This window comes from Pedobacter sp. B4-66, from assembly GCF_018492665.1.
Taxonomy (GTDB): Bacteria; Bacteroidota; Bacteroidia; order Sphingobacteriales; family Sphingobacteriaceae; genus Pedobacter.
In genome coordinates this window covers 43,220-68,534 of sequence record NZ_JAFVME010000015.1, presented here as the reverse complement: position 1 = coordinate 68,534, position 25,315 = coordinate 43,220, and the positions used below count along the sequence as shown (strand labels likewise).

The 25,315-nt window shown below is 37.1% G+C and carries 20 protein-coding genes and 1 riboswitch; of the genes, 13 read left to right on the top strand and 7 right to left on the bottom strand.

Translation table 11 applies throughout. From position 1 onward, the window contains the following. Window positions 1-4: 4 nt before the first annotated feature. Window positions 5-3,244, bottom strand: a complete 3,240-nt coding sequence (locus J1905_RS21575) for an amidohydrolase family protein (RefSeq protein ID WP_214229288.1) — start codon at window positions 3,242-3,244, stop codon at window positions 5-7. A 73-nt stretch (window positions 3,245-3,317) separates the two neighbouring features. On the opposite strand from J1905_RS21575, the gene J1905_RS21570 reads away from it, so the two are divergent. The 4 genes from J1905_RS21570 (at window position 3,318) to J1905_RS21555 (ending at window position 8,134) form a co-directional block, all read left to right on the top strand. Then, window positions 3,318-5,210 (top strand): RecQ family ATP-dependent DNA helicase, encoded by a 1,893-nt coding sequence (locus tag J1905_RS21570; RefSeq protein WP_214229287.1) that lies wholly within the window; start codon window positions 3,318-3,320, stop codon window positions 5,208-5,210. Window positions 5,211-5,214: 4 nt separating this feature from the next. Then, a complete protein-coding gene (locus J1905_RS21565; RefSeq protein ID WP_214229286.1) occupies window positions 5,215-5,925 on the top strand; it encodes a head GIN domain-containing protein in 711 nt (236 codons plus the stop codon). Between the two features lie 45 nt (window positions 5,926-5,970). Then, a complete protein-coding gene (locus J1905_RS21560; RefSeq protein WP_214229285.1) occupies window positions 5,971-7,272 on the top strand; it encodes an MFS transporter in 1,302 nt (433 codons plus the stop codon). 124 nt (window positions 7,273-7,396) lie between these two features. Then, on the top strand, window positions 7,397-8,134 hold the full coding sequence (locus J1905_RS21555; RefSeq protein WP_214229284.1) for a (Fe-S)-binding protein: 738 nt from the start codon (window positions 7,397-7,399) through the stop codon (window positions 8,132-8,134). 8 nt (window positions 8,135-8,142) lie between these two features. Here the strand turns inward: J1905_RS21555 and J1905_RS21550 are convergent, their stop codons facing one another. Continuing rightward, window positions 8,143-8,835 carry an SGNH/GDSL hydrolase family protein gene (locus tag J1905_RS21550; RefSeq protein ID WP_214229283.1) on the bottom strand — a complete coding sequence of 231 codons (693 nt, stop codon included), beginning with the start codon at window positions 8,833-8,835 and terminating at the stop codon, window positions 8,143-8,145. Between the two features lie 243 nt (window positions 8,836-9,078). Here J1905_RS21550 and thrS point away from each other — a divergent pair, with 243 nt between their 5' ends. From thrS to rplT, 4 genes are all read left to right on the top strand, one after another. Then, complete coding sequence (thrS, locus tag J1905_RS21545) at window positions 9,079-11,004, top strand: threonine--tRNA ligase (RefSeq protein WP_173089309.1); 1,926 nt, start codon at window positions 9,079-9,081, stop codon at window positions 11,002-11,004. A gap of 13 nt (window positions 11,005-11,017) precedes the next feature. Next, window positions 11,018-11,587 (top strand): translation initiation factor IF-3, encoded by a 570-nt coding sequence (gene infC / locus J1905_RS21540; protein ID WP_008238148.1) that lies wholly within the window; start codon window positions 11,018-11,020, stop codon window positions 11,585-11,587. A 26-nt stretch (window positions 11,588-11,613) separates the two neighbouring features. Then, a complete protein-coding gene (rpmI, locus tag J1905_RS21535; protein WP_048905002.1) occupies window positions 11,614-11,814 on the top strand; it encodes a 50S ribosomal protein L35 in 201 nt (66 codons plus the stop codon). A 74-nt stretch (window positions 11,815-11,888) separates the two neighbouring features. Beyond that, window positions 11,889-12,233: a 50S ribosomal protein L20 gene (gene rplT, locus J1905_RS21530; RefSeq protein WP_048905003.1), complete on the top strand. Its 345-nt coding sequence runs from the start codon at window positions 11,889-11,891 to the stop codon at window positions 12,231-12,233. A 64-nt stretch (window positions 12,234-12,297) separates the two neighbouring features. Here rplT and bioD read toward each other — a convergent pair whose 3' ends face one another. From bioD to J1905_RS21515, 3 genes are read right to left on the bottom strand one after another with little or no spacing between them, the layout of a single operon-like run. Next, entirely contained in the window at window positions 12,298-12,909 is a 612-nt protein-coding gene (gene bioD / locus J1905_RS21525) for a dethiobiotin synthase (protein WP_214229282.1), read from the bottom strand. After that, window positions 12,902-14,032 carry an aminotransferase class I/II-fold pyridoxal phosphate-dependent enzyme gene (locus J1905_RS21520; RefSeq protein WP_214229281.1) on the bottom strand — a complete coding sequence of 377 codons (1,131 nt, stop codon included), beginning with the start codon at window positions 14,030-14,032 and terminating at the stop codon, window positions 12,902-12,904. Before J1905_RS21520 ends, bioD begins: the two co-directional genes overlap by 8 nt. Window positions 14,033-14,053: 21 nt before the next feature. Further along, window positions 14,054-14,830, bottom strand: a complete 777-nt coding sequence (locus tag J1905_RS21515; protein ID WP_173089312.1) for an XRE family transcriptional regulator — start codon at window positions 14,828-14,830, stop codon at window positions 14,054-14,056. A gap of 135 nt (window positions 14,831-14,965) precedes the next feature. On the opposite strand from J1905_RS21515, the gene J1905_RS21510 reads away from it, so the two are divergent. After that, the gene (locus J1905_RS21510) at window positions 14,966-15,316 is read left to right on the top strand and encodes a GIY-YIG nuclease family protein (RefSeq protein WP_214229280.1); all 351 of its coding nucleotides are present in this window, start codon (window positions 14,966-14,968) and stop codon (window positions 15,314-15,316) included. Window positions 15,317-15,379: 63 nt separating this feature from the next. Here the strand turns inward: J1905_RS21510 and J1905_RS21505 are convergent, their stop codons facing one another. Together J1905_RS21505 and J1905_RS21500 are read right to left on the bottom strand one after the other, a co-directional pair. Next, window positions 15,380-18,445: a basic secretory protein-like protein gene (locus tag J1905_RS21505; protein WP_250318166.1), complete on the bottom strand. Its 3,066-nt coding sequence runs from the start codon at window positions 18,443-18,445 to the stop codon at window positions 15,380-15,382. A 94-nt stretch (window positions 18,446-18,539) separates the two neighbouring features. Beyond that, window positions 18,540-20,987: a transglycosylase domain-containing protein gene (locus J1905_RS21500; protein WP_214229278.1), complete on the bottom strand. Its 2,448-nt coding sequence runs from the start codon at window positions 20,985-20,987 to the stop codon at window positions 18,540-18,542. A gap of 9 nt (window positions 20,988-20,996) precedes the next feature. Between J1905_RS21500 and J1905_RS21495 the strand changes: the two genes are divergently transcribed. The 4 genes from J1905_RS21495 (at window position 20,997) to J1905_RS21480 (ending at window position 25,315) form a co-directional block, all read left to right on the top strand. Then, window positions 20,997-21,173, top strand: coding sequence for a hypothetical protein (locus J1905_RS21495; RefSeq protein WP_214229277.1), 177 nt, complete (start codon window positions 20,997-20,999; stop codon window positions 21,171-21,173). 35 nt (window positions 21,174-21,208) lie between these two features. Beyond that, a complete protein-coding gene (locus tag J1905_RS21490; RefSeq protein ID WP_214229276.1) occupies window positions 21,209-22,090 on the top strand; it encodes a polyphosphate kinase 2 family protein in 882 nt (293 codons plus the stop codon). 135 nt (window positions 22,091-22,225) lie between these two features. Beyond that, on the top strand, window positions 22,226-22,909 hold the full coding sequence (locus J1905_RS21485) for a helix-turn-helix transcriptional regulator (RefSeq protein WP_250318165.1): 684 nt from the start codon (window positions 22,226-22,228) through the stop codon (window positions 22,907-22,909). A gap of 49 nt (window positions 22,910-22,958) precedes the next feature. Further along, a riboswitch (cobalamin riboswitch) is annotated at window positions 22,959-23,166 on the top strand. Between the two features lie 97 nt (window positions 23,167-23,263). Further along, the gene (locus J1905_RS21480; RefSeq protein ID WP_214229275.1) at window positions 23,264-25,315 is read left to right on the top strand and encodes a TonB-dependent receptor; all 2,052 of its coding nucleotides are present in this window, start codon (window positions 23,264-23,266) and stop codon (window positions 25,313-25,315) included.

Genomic DNA, 25,315 nt, shown 5'->3' with positions numbered 1-25,315 from the left:
ACATTTACTCGCAATTTGGAGTGGTGAAAGTCCAGGTTTCAGCGTTTCCGGTTGGGAAGCTATAAACCATTCCTTTGCCCATCTCAAACCACAGTTTACCACGTAATTTCTCGCGGCCACCAATCTCGTTCATAGATAAACTATCATAAAGACGACCATTTATCATTACATATTTAATCTTCTCAGAATTTCTGATGTCATCCAATGGATTAGCGTCCATAATTACCAGGTCGGCAAGTTTGCCGTTTTCCAGAGAGCCAAGTTCTTTATTCATGCCTAGGTATAATGAACCATTAACGGTAGCCGATCTGATGGCTTGCAAAGGAGTCATGCCGCCTTGTACCAGCATCCAAAGCTCCCAATGCGCTCCCAAACCTTGTATTTGTCCGTGAGCCCCTAAGTTTACTTTAGTGCCACCATCAGCTATTTGTTTAACTGCTTTCGATACCTCAATGTGTCCGTAATCTCCATATTCTGAAGTAGTTCTTCTTCTAGAGCGCGAATCAATAATAGGGCGGGGAGTAAATGCCATTAACCTTTCATTTTCCCATACGTTGGTTCTGTCGTACCAATAATTTTCGCCCCATTGGCTACCGTAACTTACAATTAGAGTAGGCGTGTAAGCTACTTTTGTATTGTTCCAAAATGAAATTACATCTTTATAAACCGGAGCAACCGGAATGCTGTGTTCGATACCTGTATGACCATCAGAAATCATGTTCATGTTAGTAAAAAAGGTTGAGCCTCCCTCAGGTACTACTTCCATTTTTAACTGACGGGCAGCTTCTAAAATCTGTTGACGCTGATCGCGACGTGGCTGATTGTAAGATTTTACAGAGAAAGCGCCTACTGCTTTTAATCTTCTAAGATTAGATAGAGCATCATCTAAACTATTAATTACCACTTTGAAATCTCCATCTGCACCGTATAGTATAGATCCGGTAGAGTATAATCTTGGACCAACCATACGGCCTGACCTGATCATTTCTGACTGACTGAATACCATTTCAGTGTTGCTTGATGGATCGTGTGAAGTAGTTACGCCAAAAGCAAGGTTGGCCAGATATGACCAATCCTGTTGTGGACTAATGCCGTCAGGACTAGTACGTAAATGTGCGTGTACATCTATTATGCCTGGCATTATGGTTTTTCCGGTTACATCAATCACCTTGGCGCCATCAGGTATGCTTACTTCACTAGCTTTACCTACCGCTGCAATTTTATTGTGATCTATTATAATTGTTCCTTCTTCAATTACTTCATCGCCTTTCATAGAAATTATTCGGGCACCTTTTAAAGCCGTTATGCCATCAGGAATATCAGTTTTAACACGTAAACCAATAGATATACCTGTTGAATCAGGTGGCGGAATAGTCTGTGGTGCACCTTCTATAAAGGTAAAGGTGTTTTTAATTTCGCGACTAAAATACTGCTCACCCAATGTCCATAGCAGTTTGCTGCCATCATTACTCCAATGTAAATAAGTACCTGCATCTTTTGTTACCCTGGTTAGCGGAATGGCTTTGTTTGTTGATGAAAGGTCTAAGGGTGCACCTGTAGTAACCATTGGGGTAATGTATGCGTTAAACAATTCAGTAAAAGCCATCCATTTTCCATCTGGACTAGGACAAAATTGTGTAACATATGTCGAGGTATAATGTGTAAGTGGTTTGCCTCCATTTAAGTCGACACTTTTAAAAGCTTTTTTGCCATTCTCATAGCCTTGAAAAAAGATACGGCTATCATCTTTATTAAATTGAGGTTTTATGCCACTTTCAGATACCAGTGTTTTTCCGGCGCCATCTGCTGTCATAGTAAAAATACCCGTTCCACGGCCGTATGCATAGCCTAAAACGTCGTTTCCTACACCTTTGCGGTATACAATTTTGTCCCCCTTGGTAGAGTAAGTTGGAGAGTAATAAAAACCTTTTTCTTCTGTTAGAGGTACTGTTTTGCCTGATTTTAAGTCGGCTTTTTTAATTGCTCCCTTAAATTCATCGCTCCAGGTGGTGTAAATTACAGATTTTCCGTCCGGACTAATGTCTGGTTCAAATTCAAAATCAATACCATTGGTAACTCTTTCAGGTGTACCGTTTGGAAGTTCCTTTTTGTATAAAAAACCTGCAGCATTAAAAACTACAAACTTACCATCGGGAGAGGTAGTTAACTGCCTGATCATTTTTGAAGTGAACTCGGCGCTAAAAACCTGTTTTGGGAAATGCAGCGACTCCTGTATAGTTTGTGTGCTGGTTACTTTAAAAGGGATATCAGAAATGACCAATGAACTTAGCTCAATCTTTCTGATTTTTCCTTTAGAATAGAAAATGATATTTTTAGCATCTGGTGTCCATGCAAAGTTTGGATAAACGCCAAATATGGCCCATGTTTCTTGTTGGTCATGCGTTAAATCTTCAGTTAACGTCCACTCTTCGCCTGATTTAATATTCTGTACAATGAGTACCGATTTTAGTCTGACGCGTTTTACATAAGCCATCATTTTTCCATCAGGTGATATTTGCGGACGAGCAGAACCTCCCGGTTGCTCTATCAGATCAGTTAATTTTCCGGTAGTTAAATCTAGCTGACGGATGGCGTAAATTACCCCATTTGGATCTTTGCTATACTCAAAATTGGGACCTGGAGATACATCTTCACTAAAATATAAATATCTGCCATCAGGCGATACATTAGGTTCACCGGCATCTTGCTGGTCATTTTTCCTTTGGGTTAGTTGTACGCCTTCGCCGCCATATATACTATACATCCACATTTCTCCGGCACCTAAAGAGCGGCTTCCTGTAAAGTGTTTGCGGGCAATCAGATATTCACTGTTAGGCATCCAAGTAGCATTGTTTAGCAGTCTGAATGTTTCTTTGGTAACCTGTCTTTTATTAGAACCATCGCGATTCATAATCCAGATGTTGTCAGCTCCGTTTTTATCACTGGTAAAAGATATGTATTTGCCGTTCGGACTAAAACGAGGTTGTACCTCCCAGGCAATCCCTCCGCTTAATAATGTTGCCGTACCACCTGCAACAGGAATGGTATAAATATCACCTAAAAGATCAAAAACAATGTCTTTACCATCGGCGCTTACATCTAAATTCATCCAGGTTCCCTCATCTGTACTAATGTTAAACGTTTTAGTCGGACCCTGATATTTTTCAATGTCCCATTTTTTTTCCTGGGCGTAACTGAAATGGAATATAGTTAGGAAACATAATAGAGGTAATGATGTTTTCATAAGCAGCGGCTGTTATTGAGCCCGCAATTTAGTAATATCAGTTCATTTTTATAGTTTTGGGCTTAACCTTTTTATGAGTGAAGTAGAGATATTAAAACGATACTGGGGATTTGACAGTTTTAGGCCCTTGCAGGATGAAATTATCAGGTCGGTTTTAAACGGAAATGACACCTTAGCATTATTACCTACAGGAGGAGGCAAATCGCTTTGCTTTCAGGTACCAGCGATGGTAATGGAAGGAATATGTATCGTTGTTTCTCCTTTGGTAGCGTTAATGAAGGACCAGGTAGAGGGTTTAAAGGAAAAGGGCATTAATGCTGTGGCCATTTATGCTGGTATGGGTAAAAGGGAAATTGATATCCTTTTGGATAACTGTATTTATGGCAATATTAAATTTCTATATCTTTCGCCGGAGCGCTTACTTTCTGAGTTGGTAAGGGAAAGGATTTCTTATATGAATGTGAACCTTATTGCGGTTGATGAAGCACATTGTGTATCGCAATGGGGTTACGATTTCAGACCACCATATTTATTGGTTAGTGAAATCAGGGAGATTCATCCTAAGGTTCCTGTTTTAGCTTTAACAGCCACTGCTACCCAGTTTGTAAGAAATGATATTGTAGATAAATTACAGTTTAAAAATGCGAAGATTTTTGTGCAGAGTTTTGCACGTAAAAACTTGAGCTATGTAGTTTTAAATGACGAAGATAAACACAGGAAACTGATAGATATTGTAAAAAATGTAAAAGGCAGTGGACTGGTTTATGTGCGTAACAGGCGCGAAACTTCTGAAATAGCGTTGTTTTTGAAAAGGAATGGTATTGCTGCCGATTTTTATCATGCAGGAGTTGAAAAAGAAGAGCGCTTTAAACGACAGGAGGATTGGAAGAAAAACGTAATCCGTGTAATGGTTGCCACCAATGCTTTTGGGATGGGTATTGATAAGCCTGACGTTCGATTTGTAGTTCACCTGGATTTGCCAGATAGCTTAGAAGCGTATTATCAAGAGGCAGGTAGGGCAGGAAGAGATGGGAGACGATCTTATGGCGTTTTGTTGTCTAATAAATCAGATCAGATGGCTTTGCAAGCCAAATATGCGAATAGCTTCCCTACGTTAGATGAGATTAAAAAGATCTATCATTATTTGGGTAACTATTTTCAATTGGCATTTGGGGCAGGCGAGGGCCTAAGCTTTAATTTTGATATTGCCGACTTTTGCAAACGGTTTAACGTTGGTGTAATAAAAACACTTGCGGCATTGAAGTTTTTAGAACGCGATGGGTATATCACCTTGTCGGAAAATGTTTTTTTACAATCGAGGGTGTTGTTTACAGTTGGTAATGAGGATGTTTATCGTTTTCAAATAGAAAACGCCGGCTATGATCCACTTATTAAAGCCATTTTAAGATCTTACGGTGGGGCTTTTGATCAATATGTGAAAATTCAGGAAGCAGAAATCGCTAAGAAAGTAAGAATGTCGTTTAATGATGTGGTGAGGTTGTTGAATAACCTACAGGATCAGGGTATTTTGTCTTATTTGCCTCAAACAGATCAGCCACAGCTACAGTATATACGTGCCAGAGTTGATTTACTACATATAGATATTGATGTAAAATATATTGAATTGCGTAAGAAAATTCAGACAGATCAGATAAATGCTGTTTTGGCCTATGCCGGAAAACCGGAATGCAGAAGTGTTCAGTTGCTGACTTATTTTGATGAACCTGATTCTGAAAAATGTGGAGTTTGTGATATCTGCCTTGCTGAGAAAAAGGCAGATGATCTGGATCAGTTATCTGATACGATAGATTTTGAGATTGTTACTTTGCTACAGAGCAATAGTCATGATTTAGCTGAATTGGTAGCGGGCATAAAAGTTGGCGCCGAAAATGAAAAACTAAACCGGATAAGAGAATTGCTTGATGCCGGAAAAATTAAGACAGATGGGAAAAATTATTACCTTTAATACTATGAGAAAAATTGTCGCTATTGCCCTTGCTATTCCTGTTCTTTTGGCAGGATGTTCTACTGAATGTATTCAGGATTCAGGTAAGCACGTTGTTAAAGATGCCGTTGTAAAGAATTTTGATCAGATAAAAATTACAGGAGCCATTAAATTGGTGATGACACAGGACAGTTCTTATTCTGTAAAGATCGAAGCAGACTCGAACATTATTAATATGGTTAGAACAGACGTGAGTAGCGGAGAGCTTAGGGTAAAATTGGAGGATGGAATGTATTGTGGATCGGACTCAGTTGTTGTTCGTGCGGGGATAGGTGAATTAAAGAAACTGAATACAGTTGGGAGTGTTAAAGTTGTTGGCGAAGGCCGTATTTATGCAACTGATGTAGATTTAAAACTTGAAGGTACATCGGATGTTACGCTAGATTTGAGTGCATCTAAACTGACCACTAAAATTGATGGCATAGGCAAACTTGCTTTAACAGGGCAAGCAGGTGTACATAATTTGACAACAAAAGGGACAGCTTCAGTACATGCATTCGATTTTGTAGCAGGTATTTACGATATAACAATAGATGGGATGGGGAAAGCTAATATAAATGTACTGAACGATTTAAAAATTAAAACTTCGGGTACAAGTGAGGTATATTACAAAGGGAACCCTAAAAATGTTGATGAGAAAAAATCAGGAGCTACCAAATTGGAGAAAGTAAATTAACTCTGAATACTGTTTTTTAGCTACTTTAGCCGTCTCATTTAACACATGGAACAAAAAAACGACAAAAAAGTCATTCGCTCCTGGGCATTTTTTGACTGGGCTAATTCAGCATATAATTTAGTAATTACCTCTACCATTTTTCCTACTTATTATACAATAATTACTACTACAAAGGAACATGGTGATAAAGTTTCTTTTTTTGGAAGAACTTTTACCAATACTGCCTTGTCGAATTATGCGCTTTCTGTAGCCTATTTGATAATGGCTTTGGCGTTGCCTATCCTTTCATCTATAGCTGATTATCGAGGTAACAAGAAGATTTTTATGAAGATATTTACCTATATAGGCGGTGTAGCTTGCATGGGATTGTACTTCTTTAAACTGGATACCTTGGAACTTGGCATCATTTGTTTTGCTATAGCAGCCATGGGATATATAGGAGGAGTGTTGTTTAATAACTCTTACCTCCCCGAAATTGCGACAGTAGAGCATCAAGATGCAGTTAGTGCTAAAGGCTTTGCTTATGGTTATGTCGGCAGTGTTTTACTTCAGATCATTTGTTTTGTTTTCGTATTGAAGCCGGAACTATTCGGTATAACCGACTTGTCATTCCCACCAAGATTATCCTTCTTGCTGGTTGGAATCTGGTGGATAGGCTTTGCTCAGATTCCATTTAAAAAACTTCCGGCAGGTAGCCCGAATTATTCTGCTATTAATAAAAGCGTTGTTAGAAGTGGTTTTCAGGAGCTTTCTAAAGTATGGAAACAGTTAAGTCACATGAAAGTGCTTAAAATGTTTTTATTGGCATTTTTCTTTTACTCTATGGGCGTGCAAACTATTATGCTTGCAGCCGCTGGATTTGGAGAAAAGACCTTGCAACTGGGTACCTCTAAGCTTATTGTAACTATTTTAATTATACAGTTGGTCGCCATATTGGGTGCCATGATGATGTCGCATTTCGCCAAGAAAATAGGTAATGTTCGAGTGCTGATCTTTGTTGTAATCGTTTGGATTTCTGCTTGTTACTGCGCTTATTTTATCACTAATGAGTATCAATTCTACGGATTGGCTGCTATAGTTGGTTTAATTATGGGAGGGATTCAGTCGCTATCAAGATCAACATATTCAAAATACTTGCCTTCAGATACTCCAGATACTGCCTCATTCTTTAGTTTTTATGATGTAACCGAAAAGATGGCAATTGTAATTGGTTTGTTTAGTTTTGCTTATATTGAAGAAGCAACCGGAGATATGCGGAATTCCATAATAGCTTTGGCATCATTTTTTATAATAGGTTTGGTATTTTTGTTGGTGCTTAAAAGGGTTGAAAAGCAATCTGTTTTATAAATGCTCAACACTATAGCAAACATCGTCGTGATGACGATCGTTTTAAAATAAATACAGGATGACGGTCGTTTTATATTAAATAAAATGGTCCCTTTTAACTTAAATAATAGAGAATATAATATTAATGAGAATAGAATTATTTGTACCCTGTTTTGTTGATCAGTTGTATCCGGAAACGGCTTTTAATACCATCAAGTTATTAGAAAAAGCTGGTTGCGAAGTGTTCTATAATTCGAATCAGACTTGTTGTGGCCAGCCAGCCTATAATGCTGGTTACTGGGAGCAAGCTAAAGAAACGGGCAATAAGTTTTTGAGTGATTTTTCAGAAACTGATTATATAGTAGCGCCATCTGCATCATGTGTAGGGATGGTTAAAAGCGGTTATAGCGACCTGTTTACCAATACAACAGTCCACAACAAGTGTAGAAACATACAGTCAAATATTTTTGAGCTTTCAGATTTTCTGGTAAACGTTTTAAAAAGAGACTATTTTGGTGCGGAACTGGATGGGAAAGCTGTTTATCATGATTCTTGCAGCGGTCTGCGCGAATGTAAAATCAAAGAAGAACCAAGGTTACTTTTATCTAAGGTGCACGGACTAGAAATGGTAGAAATGAAAGATACCGATATGTGCTGCGGTTTTGGCGGTACGTTTGCTGTTAAATTTGATGCTATTTCATCAGCTATGGCTGAGCAGAAAGTGAATAACGCGCTGGACCAAGGGGCTGAGTATGTAATTTCTACAGACTTATCGTGCCTGATGCACTTGCAGGGGTATATCGATAAAAATAATGTTCCTCTTAAAACGATGCATTTAGCCGATGTGTTGGCAAATGGATGGTTAGAAAGTACAGAATATTAATTACTGATTTATAGTTTATCAAGACCATTCCATATAATTTCGGCTATGGCCTTCATGCCGCTATCTGAGGGATGCTCTGATACACCATAATTGTCAAATACTCCTTTTGCTTTGTAGGTTTGATCGTAAGATAAATTTTTGAGGGGAACAAATTTTGAGTGTTCACTCATAATTTTGTCAACAGGATCATTACCCCAAAATGAGCCCGCTGCAAGGACTTTAACATTTGCATTGTTTTGTTTAAGGAAAGTTAAAAGCTGAAGATATTTCCCTTCAAATTCTGATTTATTTAAACCAATCTGTTCAATATTTTCGCCAATTCTCAATATAATAAGATCAGGATGTAAGTCTTGAAATTCCTTAAAATCCTTCTGGTAATTATATGTTTTGTATTCGCGTTCAAAACGGCTGATATTTCTTGCTGTTACCGTACATTTAGGATTTAAGCTTTTAAAGTTGGCTGTTAATAAATGTACATAATCTAATTCAGGTGCACTTGCAGCCATTCCCCAGTTACCAAGCCAACCTACCTTAATATCGGCAGGTGAAAACGTAATACTGTTTCCCAGAATTAAAACATTCGATATGGTGGTATCTATTGTAAGCTTAGTGATTGTTGGAGGGGCACTAGTTGGCTGTTCTTTTTTACAGCTTGCAAGTCCAAGAATCGTAATTGATGCGATGAGTATTAATTTGTTCATGATTTAAAAAAGGCCTTTAAATATATAATATTTAAATTCCGATCTGGTATGGCTTAACTTCAAACTATTAGCAAAAATAGGTTATCCATATTTAATTTTCTGTTAAATTTTAGTTCTTAAATAGTATCTTTGTAATAACAGCAAACAATGAAAAGCTGTTATTTATGCATTGTTTTATTGCACGTATAATAGACTTTGTGTAAAGTATTATAAATCAATTAATTATTTAAATCATAGTTGTAGATGATTAACATTACACTACCTGATGGCTCTAGCCGTCAGTACGAAAAGGGCACAACTGCCCATCAAATTGCATTATCAATTTCTGAGGGTTTAGCCCGCAATGTCTTAGCAGCTGAAGTTAACGGCGAGGTTTGGGATTCGTCAAGACCAATTGAGTCTGATGCTTCTTTAAAGCTTTTAACGTGGAATGATACTGCCGGTAAAGCTACTTTTTGGCATTCATCAGCCCACATTATGGCTGAGGCATTAGAAGCTTTGTATCCAGGTACAAAGTTTGGAATCGGCCCTGCAATTGAAACCGGATTTTACTATGATGTAGATTTTGGCGATAGAGAGTTTTCTTCAGATGATTTTAAAGCTATCGAAGCAAAAATCATTGAATTGGCAAAACAGAAAGAGGTTTTTGTTAGAGAATCAGTTTCAAAAGCAGATGCTGTTAAGTATTTTACCGAAAAAGGAGATGAATATAAGTTAGATCTTATTGACGGCCTTGAAGATGGTAAGATCACTTTTTATACTCAAGGAGAATTTACCGACTTATGTCGTGGCCCACATATCCCTAATACAGGGTTTATTAAAGCTGTAAAATTGATGAACGTTGCCGGCGCTTACTGGCGTGGTGATGAAACCAAAAAACAACTTACCCGTATTTATGGTGTAACTTTCCCTAAAGCAAGTGAGCTTACTGAATATCTTCATATGATTGAAGAGGCTAAGAAAAGAGATCACAGAAAGCTGGGTAAAGAGCTTGAATTATTTGCTTTTTCTGAAAAAGTAGGTATGGGATTGCCATTGTGGTTACCTAAGGGTGCAGCATTGCGCGAGCGTTTGGTGCAGTTTTTAACTAAAGCACAAGGTAAAGCGGGGTATGAGCAAGTAGTAACCCCACATATTGGTCACAAGAACTTATACATTACTTCTGGTCACTATGAGAAATATGGTAAAGATGCTTTTCAGCCAATAAAAACACCACAAGAGGGAGAGGAGTTTTTCCTTAAACCAATGAATTGTCCGCACCATTGCGAAATATATAAAGTTAAACCACGTTCGTACAAGGATCTTCCTTTGCGTTTTGCTGAGTTTGGTACCGTATATCGCTATGAGCAAAGTGGAGAGCTTCATGGTTTAACACGAGTTCGTGGATTTACTCAGGATGACGCGCATTTGTTCTGTCGTCCAGATCAGGTAAAAGACGAGTTTAAAAAGGTAATCGATCTTGTGCTTTATGTATTTAAATCGTTAGGTTTCAATGATTATATCGCTCAGGTTTCGTTAAGAGATCCTGAAAACAAAGCGAAATATATTGGAAGTGATGAGAACTGGCATCTTGCAGAAACTGCTATTATTGAAGCCGCTGCAGAGAAAGGTTTACCAACAGTTGTAGAATATGGCGAAGCTGCATTTTATGGCCCGAAATTAGATTTCATGGTTAAAGATGCATTGGGTAGAAAATGGCAACTTGGAACTATTCAGGTTGATTATAATTTGCCAGAGCGTTTTGAACTAGAATATACAGGTAGTGATAACCAGAAACACAGACCGGTAATGATCCATAGGGCTCCATTCGGTTCCCTGGAGCGTTTTATCGCTGTTTTGATTGAACATTGCGCTGGTAATTTCCCTTTATGGCTTTCACCTGAACAATTTATTATCCTTCCTATCTCAGAAAAGTATGAAGAATATGCAAAAAAAGTTTCAGATGAATTAAATAATTCCGATATTCGCGGGCTGATTGACTTTCGTGATGAGAAGATTGGAAGGAAAATCAGAGACGCAGAGGTTAAAAAAATACCTTATATGTTGATTATTGGAGAGAAGGAAATGGCCGAAGGAAAGGTTTCTGTAAGGAAACATGGAGAAGGTGATTTAGGTGAAATGACCCTGCAAGAGTTTAGTGAATTATTAATAAAAGAAATAACAGTTTAAATAAAATACAAATTTGGCATTAGGCAGACCAGGATTTAATAGGGGACCACGTCCTCCTTTTAAGAAAAAAGAAGCAGAACATAATATTAATCAGTTTATCAGGGCACAAGAGGTAAGATTAGCTGGAGATAATGTTGAACCGGGGATCTATCCTTTGGCAAAAGCTTTGGCCCTTGCCGATGAGTTAGAATTGGATTTAGTGGAGATTTCTCCAAATGCAGTTCCGCCAGTATGTAGAATAATCGATTACAGCAAGTTCGTTTACGAGCAAAAGAAAAAGCAAAAAGAGATTAAAGCTAATGCTAAGCAAACTGTTATTAAGGAAATCAGATTCGGACCTAACACTAATGATCACGATTTTCAATTTAAACTAAAGCATGCTGTTAGTTTCCTTGAGAATGGTGAGAAAGTTAGAGCTTATGTTCACTTTAAAGGTAGAGCAATCGTTTATAAAGAACAAGGAGAAATCTTGCTTCTAAAATTCGCTCAAGCTTTGGAGGATATAGGTAAGGTAGAATTGTTACCTAAATTAGAAGGCAAGCGTATGTTTTTAACACTTGCACCAAAAGTTGCTAAGAAATAAATAAATTACATAAATTAAAACAGGTTATGCCAAAAATGAAAACCAATTCCAGTGCTAAAAAGCGTTTTTCGCTTACTGGAACAGGTAAAATCGCAAGGAAGAACGCATACAAAAGCCACATCTTAACAAAGATGTCAACTAAACGTAAGCGTAACTTAGGTCAAACATCAATGGTGTCTGATGCTGATATGGGCAACGTTAAACGTATGCTTGCAATCGGTAAATAATTAAATTTTTAACCAGGTATCCGGTAGTAAGTTTGCTGTAATACGCAACACCGCTTATCAAAAACAACAAAAACATGCCACGTTCGGTAAACGCAGTAGCTTCGAGAAGAAGAAGGAAAAAAGTTCTTAATTTAGCCAAAGGCTATTGGGGATCAAGAAGCAAGGTTTTCACCATTGCTAAAAATACGGTAGAAAAAGGTTTGCAATATGCATACCGTGACCGTAAAGTTAAGAAAAGAGAATTTCGTGGATTGTGGATTCAACGTATCAACGCTGGAGCACGTCAACACGGTATATCTTACTCTCAATTAATTGGTAAACTAGCTACTAAAAACATCGGTTTAAACCGTAAAGTTTTAGCTGATTTAGCTATGAACCATCCAGAAGCTTTTAAAGCTGTAATTGATGCTGTAAAATAGATATAACTTAAGGTTATAAAAAAAAGGAAACTAATTTAGTTTCCTTTTTTTTATGTCGTTTATTTTATAAATTGATGTGTTGACCAGCACTAATGATATGTTTCTTGTCGATTCTGCTTATAAAGGGAATTTTGCCAATTACCCTTATACCACTATAATTCTCGATGTAATCTTCAGTTTCATGGTTCGCAGTACCATTAAATATTAAGCCCTCAACAGGAATATTATTTGTCTTAAGTACTTCTAGTGTAAGCAAGGTGTGATTAATGCTTCCAAGGTAGTTTTGTGAAACTACGATAACCTTTGCTCCAAGTGACTTGATAAGGTCGTATATAAGCTCCTTATCGTTTAATGGTACCATTAAACCTCCGGCACCCTCAATGATCAGACTATTGTTTGTAACCGGTTTTTTAATAGAATCAGTAGTGATATGTACGCCGTCTATTTTAGCTGAGAGATGAGGCGAAAGCGGTTGACCAAGTCTGTATCTTTCAGGATGTATAACTGTTTTTGTGTTACTTATCAGGTTTCCGACAAATAAGCTGTCGCTTATATCCAAATCTCCTGACTGTATAGGTTTCCAGTAATCTGCTTGTAGTTTCTCCGTTAGGATTGAACTTACAACTGTTTTACCAATGCCAGTTCCTATTCCGGTAATGAAATATGTATTATTCATGTTCTTTTAATAATATAAGTTGGTCTACGAGCATCTTAATTTCTTTATCAGTATTAAAAAGATGTAAGCATATTCTTAGGCGTTCTTTTCCTTCTGGAACAGTTGGGCTTAAGATTGCGCGAACATCTATACCTTTATTTTGTAATGTCTCGGCAGCAAATTTAGCTTTTTGATTGCTATTATATATAATAGTCTGTATGGTGCTTGGACTAGGAAGAATACCTTCAATGCTGGAAACAACAGAAGTATATAATGCAATCTTTTCAGCAATTAATGGCTGATAATCTGTTTCAATTAGCATTTCATAAGCAGCTTTGATTGTTGCAACAGTATGAATAGGAGCAGCTGTTGAATAGATGAAAGAACGTGCAAAATTTATAAGATAATTGCGTAGAGTTCTGCTGCCAAGCACAATTGCTCCGTGGCAACCTAATGCTTTGCCAAAGGTTACGATACGGGCAAATACCTTGTTTTCTAATCCGGCTTCTTGTACTAACCCTCGTCCGGAATTTCCGAATATACCCAAAGCATGCGCTTCATCAACAATCAGATTTGCTTCATACTTTTCACACAAGGTATTTATTTCATATAAAGCTGCAATATCACCGTCCATAGAGTAAACACTTTCTACAACCACATAGATATTTCCCTTTGAGACCTTTAATTTAGCTTCAAGATCCTCTAGATTATTATGCTTGAAGGAATATCTGTTGGCGTGGGTAAGGCGTGCACCATCTATAAGACTCGCGTGAATCAGTTCATCAGATATAATGGTATCGCTACGCTGGGCTAAACTTGAAATAAGACCAACATTCGCATCATATCCTGAATTAAAGATGAGACCACTTTCTGCATGATGAAAATCAGCAATAAATGCTTCAGTTTCTTCTGTGAACGAATGATTACCACTTAATAAACGAGAACCTGCAGAACCATTACGGTATTGAGGAATGTGTAATAATAACTCATCAGTTGCCAATTTCAACTCAGATGATCTTGCAAAGCCCAGGTAATCATTAGAACAGAAATCAACAGGAAAAATCTTTGTAGATAGATTCCTAAATGAGCCTTTTTCTGTCCTGTTGAGTAGTCTTTCGCTTATGAATTGTTCAGCTTTATTCATTTATTGCTGTTCTGTAGCTTATTAGTTTTTGTTTAGCTGAGATATTGATTTCTGCATTTGAGACATCATATTCGTTAGCGTTTCAATAGTAGGCTCAGGTGTAGGGTCAGGTAGGGTAGACGATATATAAGCTTTTGCTTTCCAGATTTCCAGAATATCTTCAGCTGCTATAGTGTAAGGATCATAAACCTTATTATCTGAGATTAGCTTTAACTCTTTGTTTTCTTTGAAACGATTACCGGCTCTTTTATAAACTACGCCTTCATTCTTACTAATAATAACGTAAGTTTCGCCAGTTTTAACATCATTCCAGTTGTCAAGGTATTCACCTAGTATTACGCTTCCCGATTGAATAGGCAACATAGAATCTCCAACAATTTCAAAGGCTCTGAAGGTGCCTTGTTTTAAAAAGGGTAGAGGCAATTGAAACTTTGGAAGGTCTTTAATGTACTGCGGATCTGAGAAACCATTTAAATATCCGGCACTTGCTTTAACAGGAACCATCTCAATATTCTCGTTATCATCTTTATCTACCGATATACTCAGAATCCTAAGATTTGAACCCTGACTTTTAGGTTTAGGTTTCCAACTGTCGTTTATATTTTCATTGATGAATTCATCAATGGTCAGTTCAAAATATTCTGCTATTTTCTTTAGTAAATCATATTTTGGTTCAGCTCTGTCCTCTTCGTAAGCACCAATCAATGATCTTTTAATTCCCATTGCATCAGCGAATTGCTGTTGTGTGTGGCCTTTTTTCTTTCTTAAGTACTTAAGGTTGGATGAAATATTTGACATAAAATAAAAATTTAAAATTTATTTGTTTTTACTAAAATAGTTAGTATTATTGTACCAATAAAGTTAGTATTATTTATTTGAATATCCAAAAGGAGTACTAATTAATTTAGTTTATAACAATTTAAGCTTAAGGCCATGAAAAAGTTCGTATACATTGTAACAGACAGAAACCGTACTAGTTTACACGTTGGAATGAGTTCTGATTTAATTAAAACATTGGATTTCTATAAGCAAATGCCTTCTTTGTTTTTTGATAGCAGTCAACAGCTTACCAGATTGGTATACTTTGAAGAATTTAAAACGGAAGCACAGGCCTTAAGCAGATTTAAATTAATGAGCAGATTCACTAGAATGCAGAAGGAAAGGGTAGTGAGATCTTGCAATCCTGACTGGGTTGATTTAACTATTGGATTGGACTTTGAGCACATCATCTCAAGCAAGAAATTGATCAATCAGGTGAACTTGCCATTTAATATGTACTCTTAAATATAAAAGGTCGGATAGAAATGTTTCTATCCGACCTTTTAATAATACTATTAAGTAATGCGTCTACCAACCAGGAGCAAATGTTAACCCGAATACACCGGCTTTAACATCTTTACGCTGGAAAGGAAAAGCATAATAAGGTTCTAATACAAAGTATCCAAATACATTTACTCTAAGAGAAATACCTGCACTTAAAGCTGGCACTCTTTCAGCAGGCTTTCCGTTTGGTAATAAAACTCCATTAGGTTGGCTTTTGAAAGCTATTTTTGAATCTTCATCCCATGCTAATCCTGCATCAAAGAACAAGTTTAAATCTGTGAACAAAAGCTTAGAGGGTATTTGTGCTAACTTTTTAGGGCCGGTAAAGGGCAAACGTACTTCAAAGTTTACAACAGCAATCTTACTTCCTGACAACTGATTGATATCAAAGGTTCCTCCTAAATTATTGCTTTTATACATAGAGTTTGCTTCATAACCTCTAATTAAGTACGGATACCCTGCATACAATGGATATAGGTTTTCGCCATCCCTCCCAATTCTAATGTAGTTGTAAGTCCTAGCTGCTAAAGTGAAAGGTTTAAGACGTACATATTTCCTTAAATCAACAGTAATCGCCGAGAAACTATAATCTCCAAAATATTGTTCAGCTCCAACTCTGTATCTAAAACCATCAAGAGGAGAGGTTACACCCATGATAGAGTTATCGCCAACAAACGAAGCATTGGCCTGGAAAATAGTAAAGGAGTTGAACGGAATACCTAGTTCTTGAGAAGCCCGCTCTGTCGGTATCTTTTTCTTCTCCGAGCCTAGATAGTAAGAACCAGTTTCATCATAATAATTACTGATACGATCTATACGGTAGCTGTAACGTGAAAAGGCACCACCAAGTTCAAACCTATGCACTTTATTAAATGGATATGCTCCAAATACCTGAGCTTGGTCTTCAAATGTTCTTATTAAGTTAGTTCTGTCGTTAATAACATCTAGCTTGGTGCCATCACTCTGGTCAATTTGTTCTCGTGCAATATCCCTAAAGCCGGTTATGTATGGAATATGAGATAATGCAAAGCCCCAGTTAATTCTGCTTTGCTGGTTGATATAGCCTACAAGTCCACCAAAATCATAGATTTCTCCATTTACCGATAAGTTGGCAACAATTTGATTTTTACCCAAAATATCACTGAACATCCCAACAATACCACCTTGAACCCCTGTTCCAAACCTGCTGGTCGAAACCCCAACGCCACTATTCGCGAGGTAATCAAGTTTAAATTTAGGCTTGTAAGGAACCAACCTCATAGAATCAGTAAGCGTTTTTTCAAACCTTTCAAAGTTTCCAAGATTAGAATTTACAATATCCACGCCCGTATTCTCCATTGGAGGTAATATCGCAGCATCAAAATTTACCTCGTTAATGTCAACTGGTTTTGATTTGAAATTGCTGAGCGGGGAGTTGTATAAAGTATATCTCTGATAACGATAGTAACTATAAACTATATCATCATTTCTGGAAACCGAAATAGCTGGCGAAAACTCTGTGACCCCACTAATACCTGTAAAGTAGTCAGTAAGTTGTTTTGCTGTGTTTTCTGCAAGGTTGTATTCGTATAAATTCCTAAAACCATCTCTGTTAGATAAGAAGAACAACCTTTTGCTATCACCGGAGAATTGTGCATTTAAGTTGTTTGCACCGGGGAAAACAGGTATATCAGTTAATGATTTACTCTCAATATCATAAACGGTTAAGTTAATCGGATGAACAGCATTATTGCCATTATTCTTCATAGAAGATCTATCCGAAGAAAAAACTATCTTCTTTCCGTCAGGAGAATAACTTGGTGCGTAATCAGAATAAGTATCATTGGTAATTGGAGTTACCGTCTTAGTTTTTATGTTGTAAGAGAAAATATCACTTTGTCCTTCCGCCATACCTGAAAAAACAAGGTCATCACCATTTGGCGACCAGGTCAGGTTTCCAAACTGTTCAACAGTGCCCATGTCCGCTTTTAAAGCAACACTTCCATTGTCTACATTAATCACCATCAACTGGTTTTTACCCTTACTAAATATACTAAAAGCAAATTGTTTACTATCTGGCGACCATGCACCAGCTGATTCCAGAAAGTTAAAATCATCAATATGGGAATTCGCTACCTGACTACTTAGCTTTCTCATTATTTTACCCGTCTTAGCATCAGCTAAAAAGAGATCTATTCCGAAAAGGTCTTTTTCGGAAAGGAAAGCCAGATATTTTCCGTCCGGACTAATAGCCGGAGCAACATTCATGTTTCCAGCATTTTTGTTGTCAATAATCTTTGTACCACTGATTTTAATCTGAGAACTATCGGCTTTTAACATTGGACGATAGTGAGATTCAATTGCATTTTTCCATAATCCCGACAAAGTATTGTCATCGTAGCCAAAGGTATATTTTAAACCATTCTCGTATCCAAATCTTGCCGTTGCTTTAAACAAAGGTACAATAGTTGTATCACCATAAACAGAACCTACGAAAGTCCAGAATGCTTGTCCGTAACGATACGGGAAATATTTGTTAGAATTGGTTAAATCTTTTAATGAAGGGATATCTCTATTTAACAATGCATCCCTCATCCACATTGAGGTAAAAGCATCAGTTTTTCCGACTGATAGGTATTCGGCCATACCCTCAATCATCCATAAAGGAATCTGACTAATATTTTCCATGCCAATAGAATCCTTTTCAAGAAGGATATGGTATTGAAAAGCGTGAACCAACTCGTGACCTAAAACGTGTCTTGTTTGGTTGTTTAGCTCCATTACCGGCATAATTACCCTGTTTTTTAGCGATTCAGTTACACCGCCTGTACCTACACCAATTTCCCCCTGTAAAGCTGTTGTTTGCTGAAAATCGGGATGATTATTGTAAAGGATAATCGGGTTTTTTGTAAGGAATGTATCTCTAAATATTTCCTGGTGCATTTTATACCAGGTTTCTGCATCCTGAGCAAACTTTTGAATCAGCTTTTCATTTTTAAGGTAATAATAAAGCTCAAAATGCGGAGTTTGGAGAACTTTAAACTTTTCATTTTTATACCTTACTTTATTCTGTCCAAAGTATTGAGCCTGAACGGATACAGCAGATATCATTATGAAGATTAACAAGGGAACTAGTCTCCTCAAAAATGTAGAGTTCATTATCATAGTATGACTATTATAGGTTGTGATTTATAAATATTAAGGGCTACTGTTGTTCGTTTTTCTTTCTTTCCTTCTCTTCCTGACGTTGTTTTCTCTTTAACTGACGCTCTTCTTTTTTAGTTAAAGGAACTTCAGGTGCGGGCTGTTTAACAGGCTCAGGCGTTTTATTTTCTTCAGGTTTTGGAGTTATCACTTCTTGCGGGACAGGTTGTGTCTCTTCAATAGGAGGGACATCAAAATTCGTTGAATCAACAGCAAGACTATCTGTGCTAGTTGTATCAACTGTAAATCTAGGACTTGGACAGTTAATCTCTCTCGTTATTTTAACTTTCGATTTAGGAAAAGGGCCCATTGTATATCCTGTACTCGGATCTTTGTAAACCTTCTCCATAAACTTAGCAAAAATAGGGAGTGCAGTTCTCGAACCCTCGCCAGACTCTCCATTTTTAAAGTGAGCCGTACGCTCATCACAGCCAACCCAAACACCGGTAACAAGATCTTTAGTGACACCCATGTACCATGCATCAACATAGTCAGACGAAGTACCTGTTTTACCACCAATCTGATTGTTGTTTTTCCAAAGATCCCACTCCCAAAGCGCTTGCGAAGTTCCACCCGGTTCTTCCATACCACCTCTAAGCATGTATAACATTAACCAGGCTATTTCCTCGGTAAGTGTTCTTTTTGTTTTTGCTTTAAACTCTTCAACAATGTTGTCATCCTGATCTGTAATTTTCTCAACAAGAATTGGCTCAGTTTTGATACCTCCATTTAAGAAAGTCCCATAAGCCTTAACCATTTCAAATACAGTTACATCATTTGGACCAAGACTCACAGAGGGGACCGTAGCTAAATGACTATCAATACCGCATTCATGAGCCCATTTTACTACATTTTCTGCACCTACTTTTTCGGTAACCTGAGCTGTAATAGTGTTTACTGATTTACCCATTGCCCAACGAAGGGACATTTCGCGATAACTGTTACTCCAATCCGCATTTCTAGGCTCCCAATATTCAGTTTTTCCATTCTCCTGATAAGAGATTCGAACGGGTTTGTCTGTAAATTTATCACAAGGGCTCATTCCTGATTCCAAAGCAGCTAAATATGCAAAAGGTTTAAAGGTTGAACCAGCTTGTCTTTTAGATTGATTTACATGGTCATATTTAAAAAACTTATGATCAATACCACCAACCCAGACTTTAATCTTTCCATTAAACGGATCTAGCGTCATCATACCGGTATTCATGATTTTACCATAATATCTAATAGAATCCATGGTAGAAAATAAAGTATCTCTATCGCCTTTCCAGCTAAAGATTTTCATCTTTTTTTTCTTATTGAAATAGGCATCTATAGAATCGGGGTTGTTGTTGAATTTCTTTTGCAGAAGCGCATAGATAGGTAGGTTTTTCTTAGCACGCTCAGGATAATCTACTTTTTTCTTTTCAGAATCTTCCCAAGGATCTTCATTGCCCCAAACATTGTAAAACCTTTTTTGGATGGTTTTCATTTGTTCTTGAACAGCTTCCTCAGCATATTTTTGAAGTTTCGAATCTATTGTAGTGTAAATTTTCAGGCCATCTTCATATAAGTCATAACCATTTTCTTCGCACCATTTTTCCAGATACTTATCAACTGCAGCTCTTAAGTAAGAGTCGCCATCACTACCCTCATCAATACGTCCCTCTTTAAGTTTTATAGGCGTGTTTTTAAAGCTATCCAATTGAGCAGCATTGATATAATTGTACTTGTTCATTTGCGCTAAAGAAACATTTCGTCTCTCTAGTGCTCTTTGAGGGTTTTTTATCGGATTATATAAACTTGTACCTTTTAACATGCCAATTAATAAGGCAGATTCAGGAATGTCAAGCTCATTCGCCTGCTTGTCAAAATATATCCTTGCAGCTGTTTTAATTCCATAAGCATTATTGCCAAAAGAAACCGTATTCAGGTACATGGTAATGATGTCGTTTTTAGAATAATTTGATTCCAATTTTACAGCTGTAAGCCATTCTTTAAGTTTAGGAATGATTGTTCGGAGTAAAGGAATATGGCTTAAAAGTCCTTGCGACTTATTATATCGCGTGCGATAAAGGTTCTTTGCTAATTGTTGTGTAATAGTACTTGCGCCTCTTTTATCACCGGTTGCTGTTGATATTCCACTCGATAACAGGGAACGGAAATCGATACCCATGTGGCTGTAAAAACGTACATCTTCTGTTGCAACGAGCGCATTAATTACACTTGTCGCTATTTCGTTAAAGTTTACCGGAGTACGGTTTTCTTTGTAGTAACGACCAATTAGTTTCCCATCGGAGGTGTATAGTTCCGAGCCCACACGCAGAGTAGGAGCTTTTATATCTTTAGAGGAAGGGGAGTAACCAAATAACCATAAAAAGTTAAGTTGCAACGCACAAAAGAAGATAATGATACCAAAAAGAACTATGCTCGAATAACGGATGTACTTATTGCGAATTTCTTTAAACATGTGATAAAGATGAAAAAAAACGTAAAACTGTTAGTGTTAAATAGTGTTAAAATTGCAACGAAAAAAAAAAACCTGATTTTAAGAAACCTGATTGATTATGAATTTAGGCTTTCTAAGCCAAAAAACATAAACAAAGATAATAAAATAGCAGTTCACTTTTTCTACTTAAATCCTGCATTTGGTTAGTATAAACACTATATTTAACTAAAACATATCTCCTTATGAAAGACGAAATAGAACAATATCTCGCTACACCAGGGAAAAAGATTTCTCTTAAAAATTACGATACCCATTACAGAGGAAATCTCCAGAAGGAAGAAGGAAAAGAGAGGTTGGAGGAGATTAAGTTGAGGCTAAGTGTTTCACAGGAAACGCTATATGCTGAAGATAGATATTCAGTACTAGTCATTTTTCAGGCAATGGACGCTGCCGGAAAAGATAGCGCAATACAACATGTTATGTCGGGCTTAAATCCACAGGGTTGTCAGGTTTACAGTTTTAAGGCCCCAAATTCAGAAGAATACGACCACGATTTTTTATGGCGCCATTATAAAGCTTTGCCAGAGAAAGGTAGAGTAGGAATTCATAATCGCTCACACTACGAGAATGTCTTAGTTTGCAAAGTGCATCCAGAATATGTACTTAATGAACGGATTCCCGGATATCAGGACGTAAAAAAAATAGATAATGAGTTCTGGGAAAAGCGTTACGAAAGCATTAAAAACTTTGAACAACATCTAAATAACAATGGAACAGTAATTATAAAAATCTTCCTATATGTTTCTAAAGAAGAGCAAAAGCAACGATTCCTAGAGAGGATAAATGATCCTTCAAAGAATTGGAAATTTTCTTCTGGTGATATAGAAGAACGTAAACTATGGAAAGAGTACATGACCGCATATGAAGAAGCAATAACAGCTACCTCAACAGAAGGATCTCCTTGGTATATTATTCCGGCAGATCAGAAGTGGTACGCAAGATTAGCAATCAGTCATATATTGGACGAAACATTCAAAAAGCTTAATCTCAAATTCCCTGTGCTGGCAAAAGAAGAAGCAGAAAAGCTAGATCAAATAAAAGCGCAACTAATTAATGAAGAGTAAAATTACAGTTTTTGCAAAGCAACAAAAAAGGAGTAAAATAATCAATCCCAAAAACGGGGATAATGTTACCTCGGGTATATTAATACTATGTATATTTAACCTGATAATTAAAATCTTTATTATTGCTTTCAAAATATGACTCAAAACGCTCTTATTCAAAATAAGATTAGTAATGCTATAGCTAAAATTTCTGCAATTGCTGATGAACTTCCTGGCGTTGTCATTGTACACGATCTTAGAGACTGGTCTGTGGCCTGGATGTCAGATAGAGGGCTCACACAACTTGGTGTTACACTCGAAGAGATTACAAAAATAACCGCCGAAGAATACTATTCAAGATACTTCAACCCAGAGGATGCTAAAGATTATGTGCCTAAAATATTTCGTTTGATAGACGAAAATAACGACGACACAGTATATACTTTCTTCCAACAAGTTCGGTTATCAAGTTCCAGCGATTGGAACTGGCATATGTCAAGCGTAAAAGTTTATTTACGTGACGAGAATAACAAACCTTTGCTCGTAATGACAATTGCTTTACCAATTGACTCTATGCATCATATGACTGTTAAAGCCTCTAGGTTGCTTGAAGAAAACAACTTCCTGCGTAAAAATCTCTGTCATTTTGCAAAATTAACTAAGCGGGAACGAGAAATTCTTCGCCTAATGGCATTGGGCAAAACCTCAGCAGAAACAGCAACTGAGCTTTTTATATCCACAAGTACGGTCGAAACCCATAGAAAAAACATCAAGCTAAAACTCGATACAAATTCTTATTATGAGATGTGCCAATACGCAAGAGCATTCGATTTAATCTAAGCACAATTCCTTAAATGTAATCGAGCTTGTCTGAAGCTATTTATTTAAGTACATTTGCATCGCTTTTGGTTCCCGATGTGTTTATTCGGGATTAAAAGGGAATACGGTGTAAATCCGTAACTGTCCCGCAGCTGTAAGCTTCATAACGGTGTTCAAATCAAGGCCACTTTTTCTGATCTTTTAAAAAGGGATTAAGGATTGGGAAGGCAGAATTACCGGAAGTAAGTCAGAAGACCTGCCATAAGTAGTAATATTTCATAGCTTTCGGGGATTGAAGCTTGGAGTGAGTGCTTGTTTTTTGTATTTCATTTCCTTGATCTAACTGTTTGCTGTGGGTAATAAACTCACAACAAAATGAGAAGAAGTAAGAACGCTTTTGTAAGCGTAAATTATATTTTTTTTACTTTTCCGGCTATTATATGGCTGGGTACATTTACGTCTGTTCAGTCGTTTGCACAAATCGATTCAACTAAAGCTGATTCTATAAATAAAGTCAATCAACTTAAGGAAGTACAAATCAGGAAAATAAAGATCAGTAAAAGACAAACATCTTCCACACCATTACAAATACTATCCGGTGCCGAACTCGAAAAGTTAAACAGCCTTTCAGTAGCTGATGCAGTTCGTTTTTTTTCAGGTGTACAGCTTAAAGACTACGGAGGCATTGGAGGCTTAAAAACCATTAATGTCCGCAGCATGGGAACCAATCATACCGCAGTATTTTACGATGGTGTACAATTAGGCAATGCGCAAAATGGACAGGTGGATCTTGGTAAATTCTCATTAGATAATATAGAAGAGATAGAACTATACAACGGACAAAAGAGCTCTATTTTTCAATCAGCAAAAGGATTTGCTTCAGCAAGTTCGCTATACCTTAATTCTAAACAACCTGATTTCTCCGATGGCCGAACTCAAAAAGTTCGTGCTTCGATAAAAGGAGGGTCGTTTGGGCTTATAAATCCATCCCTATTGTGGCAAAGTAAAATAAGCAACAATGTTTATAGCTCCCTAAGCACAGAATATAAAAATGCCAATGGTAAATATAAATTCCGATCTACTAATGGAGTATATGATACTACAGCCGTAAGAAAGGATGGTGATATTGAAACCATGCGATTAGAGTTGGGGTTAAATGGCATGTTAGCCGACAGCAGCAAGTGGAAAGTAAAACTATACGGTTACAAGGACAATCAAGGATTGCCGGGGGCAGTTGTCAACAATGTATTTGCATTTTCTCAACGGATGTGGAACAAGAACTTTTTCATTCAGTCTTCCTATGAAAAGAATGTAGGCAAATACAGTTTGCTGGCAACAGCCAAGTATGCAAACGATAATCTACGTTATCTAGATCCAGATAGAGTAACTGTTAATGGATTGCTAGAAAATAATTTTCAGCTACAAGAAGTATACATATCATTGGCCAATAAGTTAAAAATCACCAATTACTGGGATGTCGTATTGTCTACAGATTACCAGCGAAACGTGTTAAATGCAGATCTTTATCGCTTTGCATACCCCGTAAGGAACACCATATTAACAGCTTTAGCTACCCAGTTTCGTTTTGCCAGATTTGATATTCAGGCCAATTTACTAAACACACTTAAATACGATAAAACCGTAAGTGGACCGGCCGACATAAACAGAAATGAGCTAACACCAACAGTTATGCTGTCCTGGCAGCCCTTTAACCAAAAGGAATTTAGGGTACGCTCATTCTATAAAAGCATTTTCCGAATGCCAACCTTTAACGATCTTTACTACACCTATTACGGGTTTACTGTTTTAAAACCTGAGTACACAAAACAATACGATTTAGGGTTTACCTATATAAAAGGATACGACAATAGGATATTGAGTCAATTTTCTATACAGGCAGATGCTTATTACAACAATGTTAAAAATAAGATAGTTGCAGTGCCCGGTAACAATCAGGCAAGGTGGAGTATGATGAATCTCGGACTTGTTGAAATTAAAGGTATAGATGTAAATATCCAATCTGCATGGCAACTTACAGAATACGTAAATCTTACGACAGGCCTTACTTATACCTATCAAAAGGCAATAGACGCAGATAAAACATCGGCAAGTTATAAAGATTTAATTCCTTACACTCCAATACACAGTGGGTCATTCTTAGCAAGCGCAGCCTATAAGAACCTATCTATGAATTACAGCTTTATTTACATCGGAGAACGCTATAACCAAAGTACAAATAATGTATACAACTATGTACAGCCATGGTATACCCACGATTTAGCATTGCATTACAACACAAAATTAAACCGAAGCGAAGTTCGTCTTACAGCAGAAGTCAATAACCTGTTAAATCAGGATTATGAAGTAATAACAAACTTTCCTATGCCCGGTCGTTATTATCGAATTGGATTAACCTATAACTATTAG

Excerpts from the sequence above, each read along its gene's own strand:
- J1905_RS21560 (WP_214229285.1), top strand. The coding sequence starts at position 5,971 with ATGGAACAAAAAAACGACAAAAAAGTCATTCGCTCCTGGGCATTTTTT.
- rplT (WP_048905003.1), top strand. The coding sequence starts at position 11,889 with ATGCCACGTTCGGTAAACGCAGTAGCTTCGAGAAGAAGAAGGAAAAAA.
- thrS (WP_173089309.1), top strand. The coding sequence starts at position 9,079 with ATGATTAACATTACACTACCTGATGGCTCTAGCCGTCAGTACGAAAAG.
- J1905_RS21565 (WP_214229286.1), top strand. The coding sequence starts at position 5,215 with ATGAGAAAAATTGTCGCTATTGCCCTTGCTATTCCTGTTCTTTTGGCA.
- J1905_RS21480 (WP_214229275.1), top strand. The coding sequence starts at position 23,264 with ATGAGAAGAAGTAAGAACGCTTTTGTAAGCGTAAATTATATTTTTTTT.
- J1905_RS21570 (WP_214229287.1), top strand. The coding sequence starts at position 3,318 with ATGAGTGAAGTAGAGATATTAAAACGATACTGGGGATTTGACAGTTTT.
- J1905_RS21500 (WP_214229278.1), bottom strand. The coding sequence starts at position 20,987 with ATGTTTAAAGAAATTCGCAATAAGTACATCCGTTATTCGAGCATAGTT.
- J1905_RS21485 (WP_250318165.1), top strand. The coding sequence starts at position 22,226 with ATGACTCAAAACGCTCTTATTCAAAATAAGATTAGTAATGCTATAGCT.
- rpmI (WP_048905002.1), top strand. The coding sequence starts at position 11,614 with ATGCCAAAAATGAAAACCAATTCCAGTGCTAAAAAGCGTTTTTCGCTT.
- J1905_RS21520 (WP_214229281.1), bottom strand. The coding sequence starts at position 14,032 with ATGAATAAAGCTGAACAATTCATAAGCGAAAGACTACTCAACAGGACA.
- J1905_RS21505 (WP_250318166.1), bottom strand. The coding sequence starts at position 18,445 with ATGATATCTGCTGTATCCGTTCAGGCTCAATACTTTGGACAGAATAAA.
- J1905_RS21490 (WP_214229276.1), top strand. The coding sequence starts at position 21,209 with ATGAAAGACGAAATAGAACAATATCTCGCTACACCAGGGAAAAAGATT.
- J1905_RS21550 (WP_214229283.1), bottom strand. The coding sequence starts at position 8,835 with ATGAACAAATTAATACTCATCGCATCAATTACGATTCTTGGACTTGCA.
- J1905_RS21555 (WP_214229284.1), top strand. The coding sequence starts at position 7,397 with ATGAGAATAGAATTATTTGTACCCTGTTTTGTTGATCAGTTGTATCCG.
- J1905_RS21495 (WP_214229277.1), top strand. The coding sequence starts at position 20,997 with ATGAAAAAAAACGTAAAACTGTTAGTGTTAAATAGTGTTAAAATTGCA.
- J1905_RS21575 (WP_214229288.1), bottom strand. The coding sequence starts at position 3,244 with ATGAAAACATCATTACCTCTATTATGTTTCCTAACTATATTCCATTTC.
- J1905_RS21510 (WP_214229280.1), top strand. The coding sequence starts at position 14,966 with ATGAAAAAGTTCGTATACATTGTAACAGACAGAAACCGTACTAGTTTA.
- J1905_RS21515 (WP_173089312.1), bottom strand. The coding sequence starts at position 14,830 with ATGTCAAATATTTCATCCAACCTTAAGTACTTAAGAAAGAAAAAAGGC.
- bioD (WP_214229282.1), bottom strand. The coding sequence starts at position 12,909 with ATGAATAATACATATTTCATTACCGGAATAGGAACTGGCATTGGTAAA.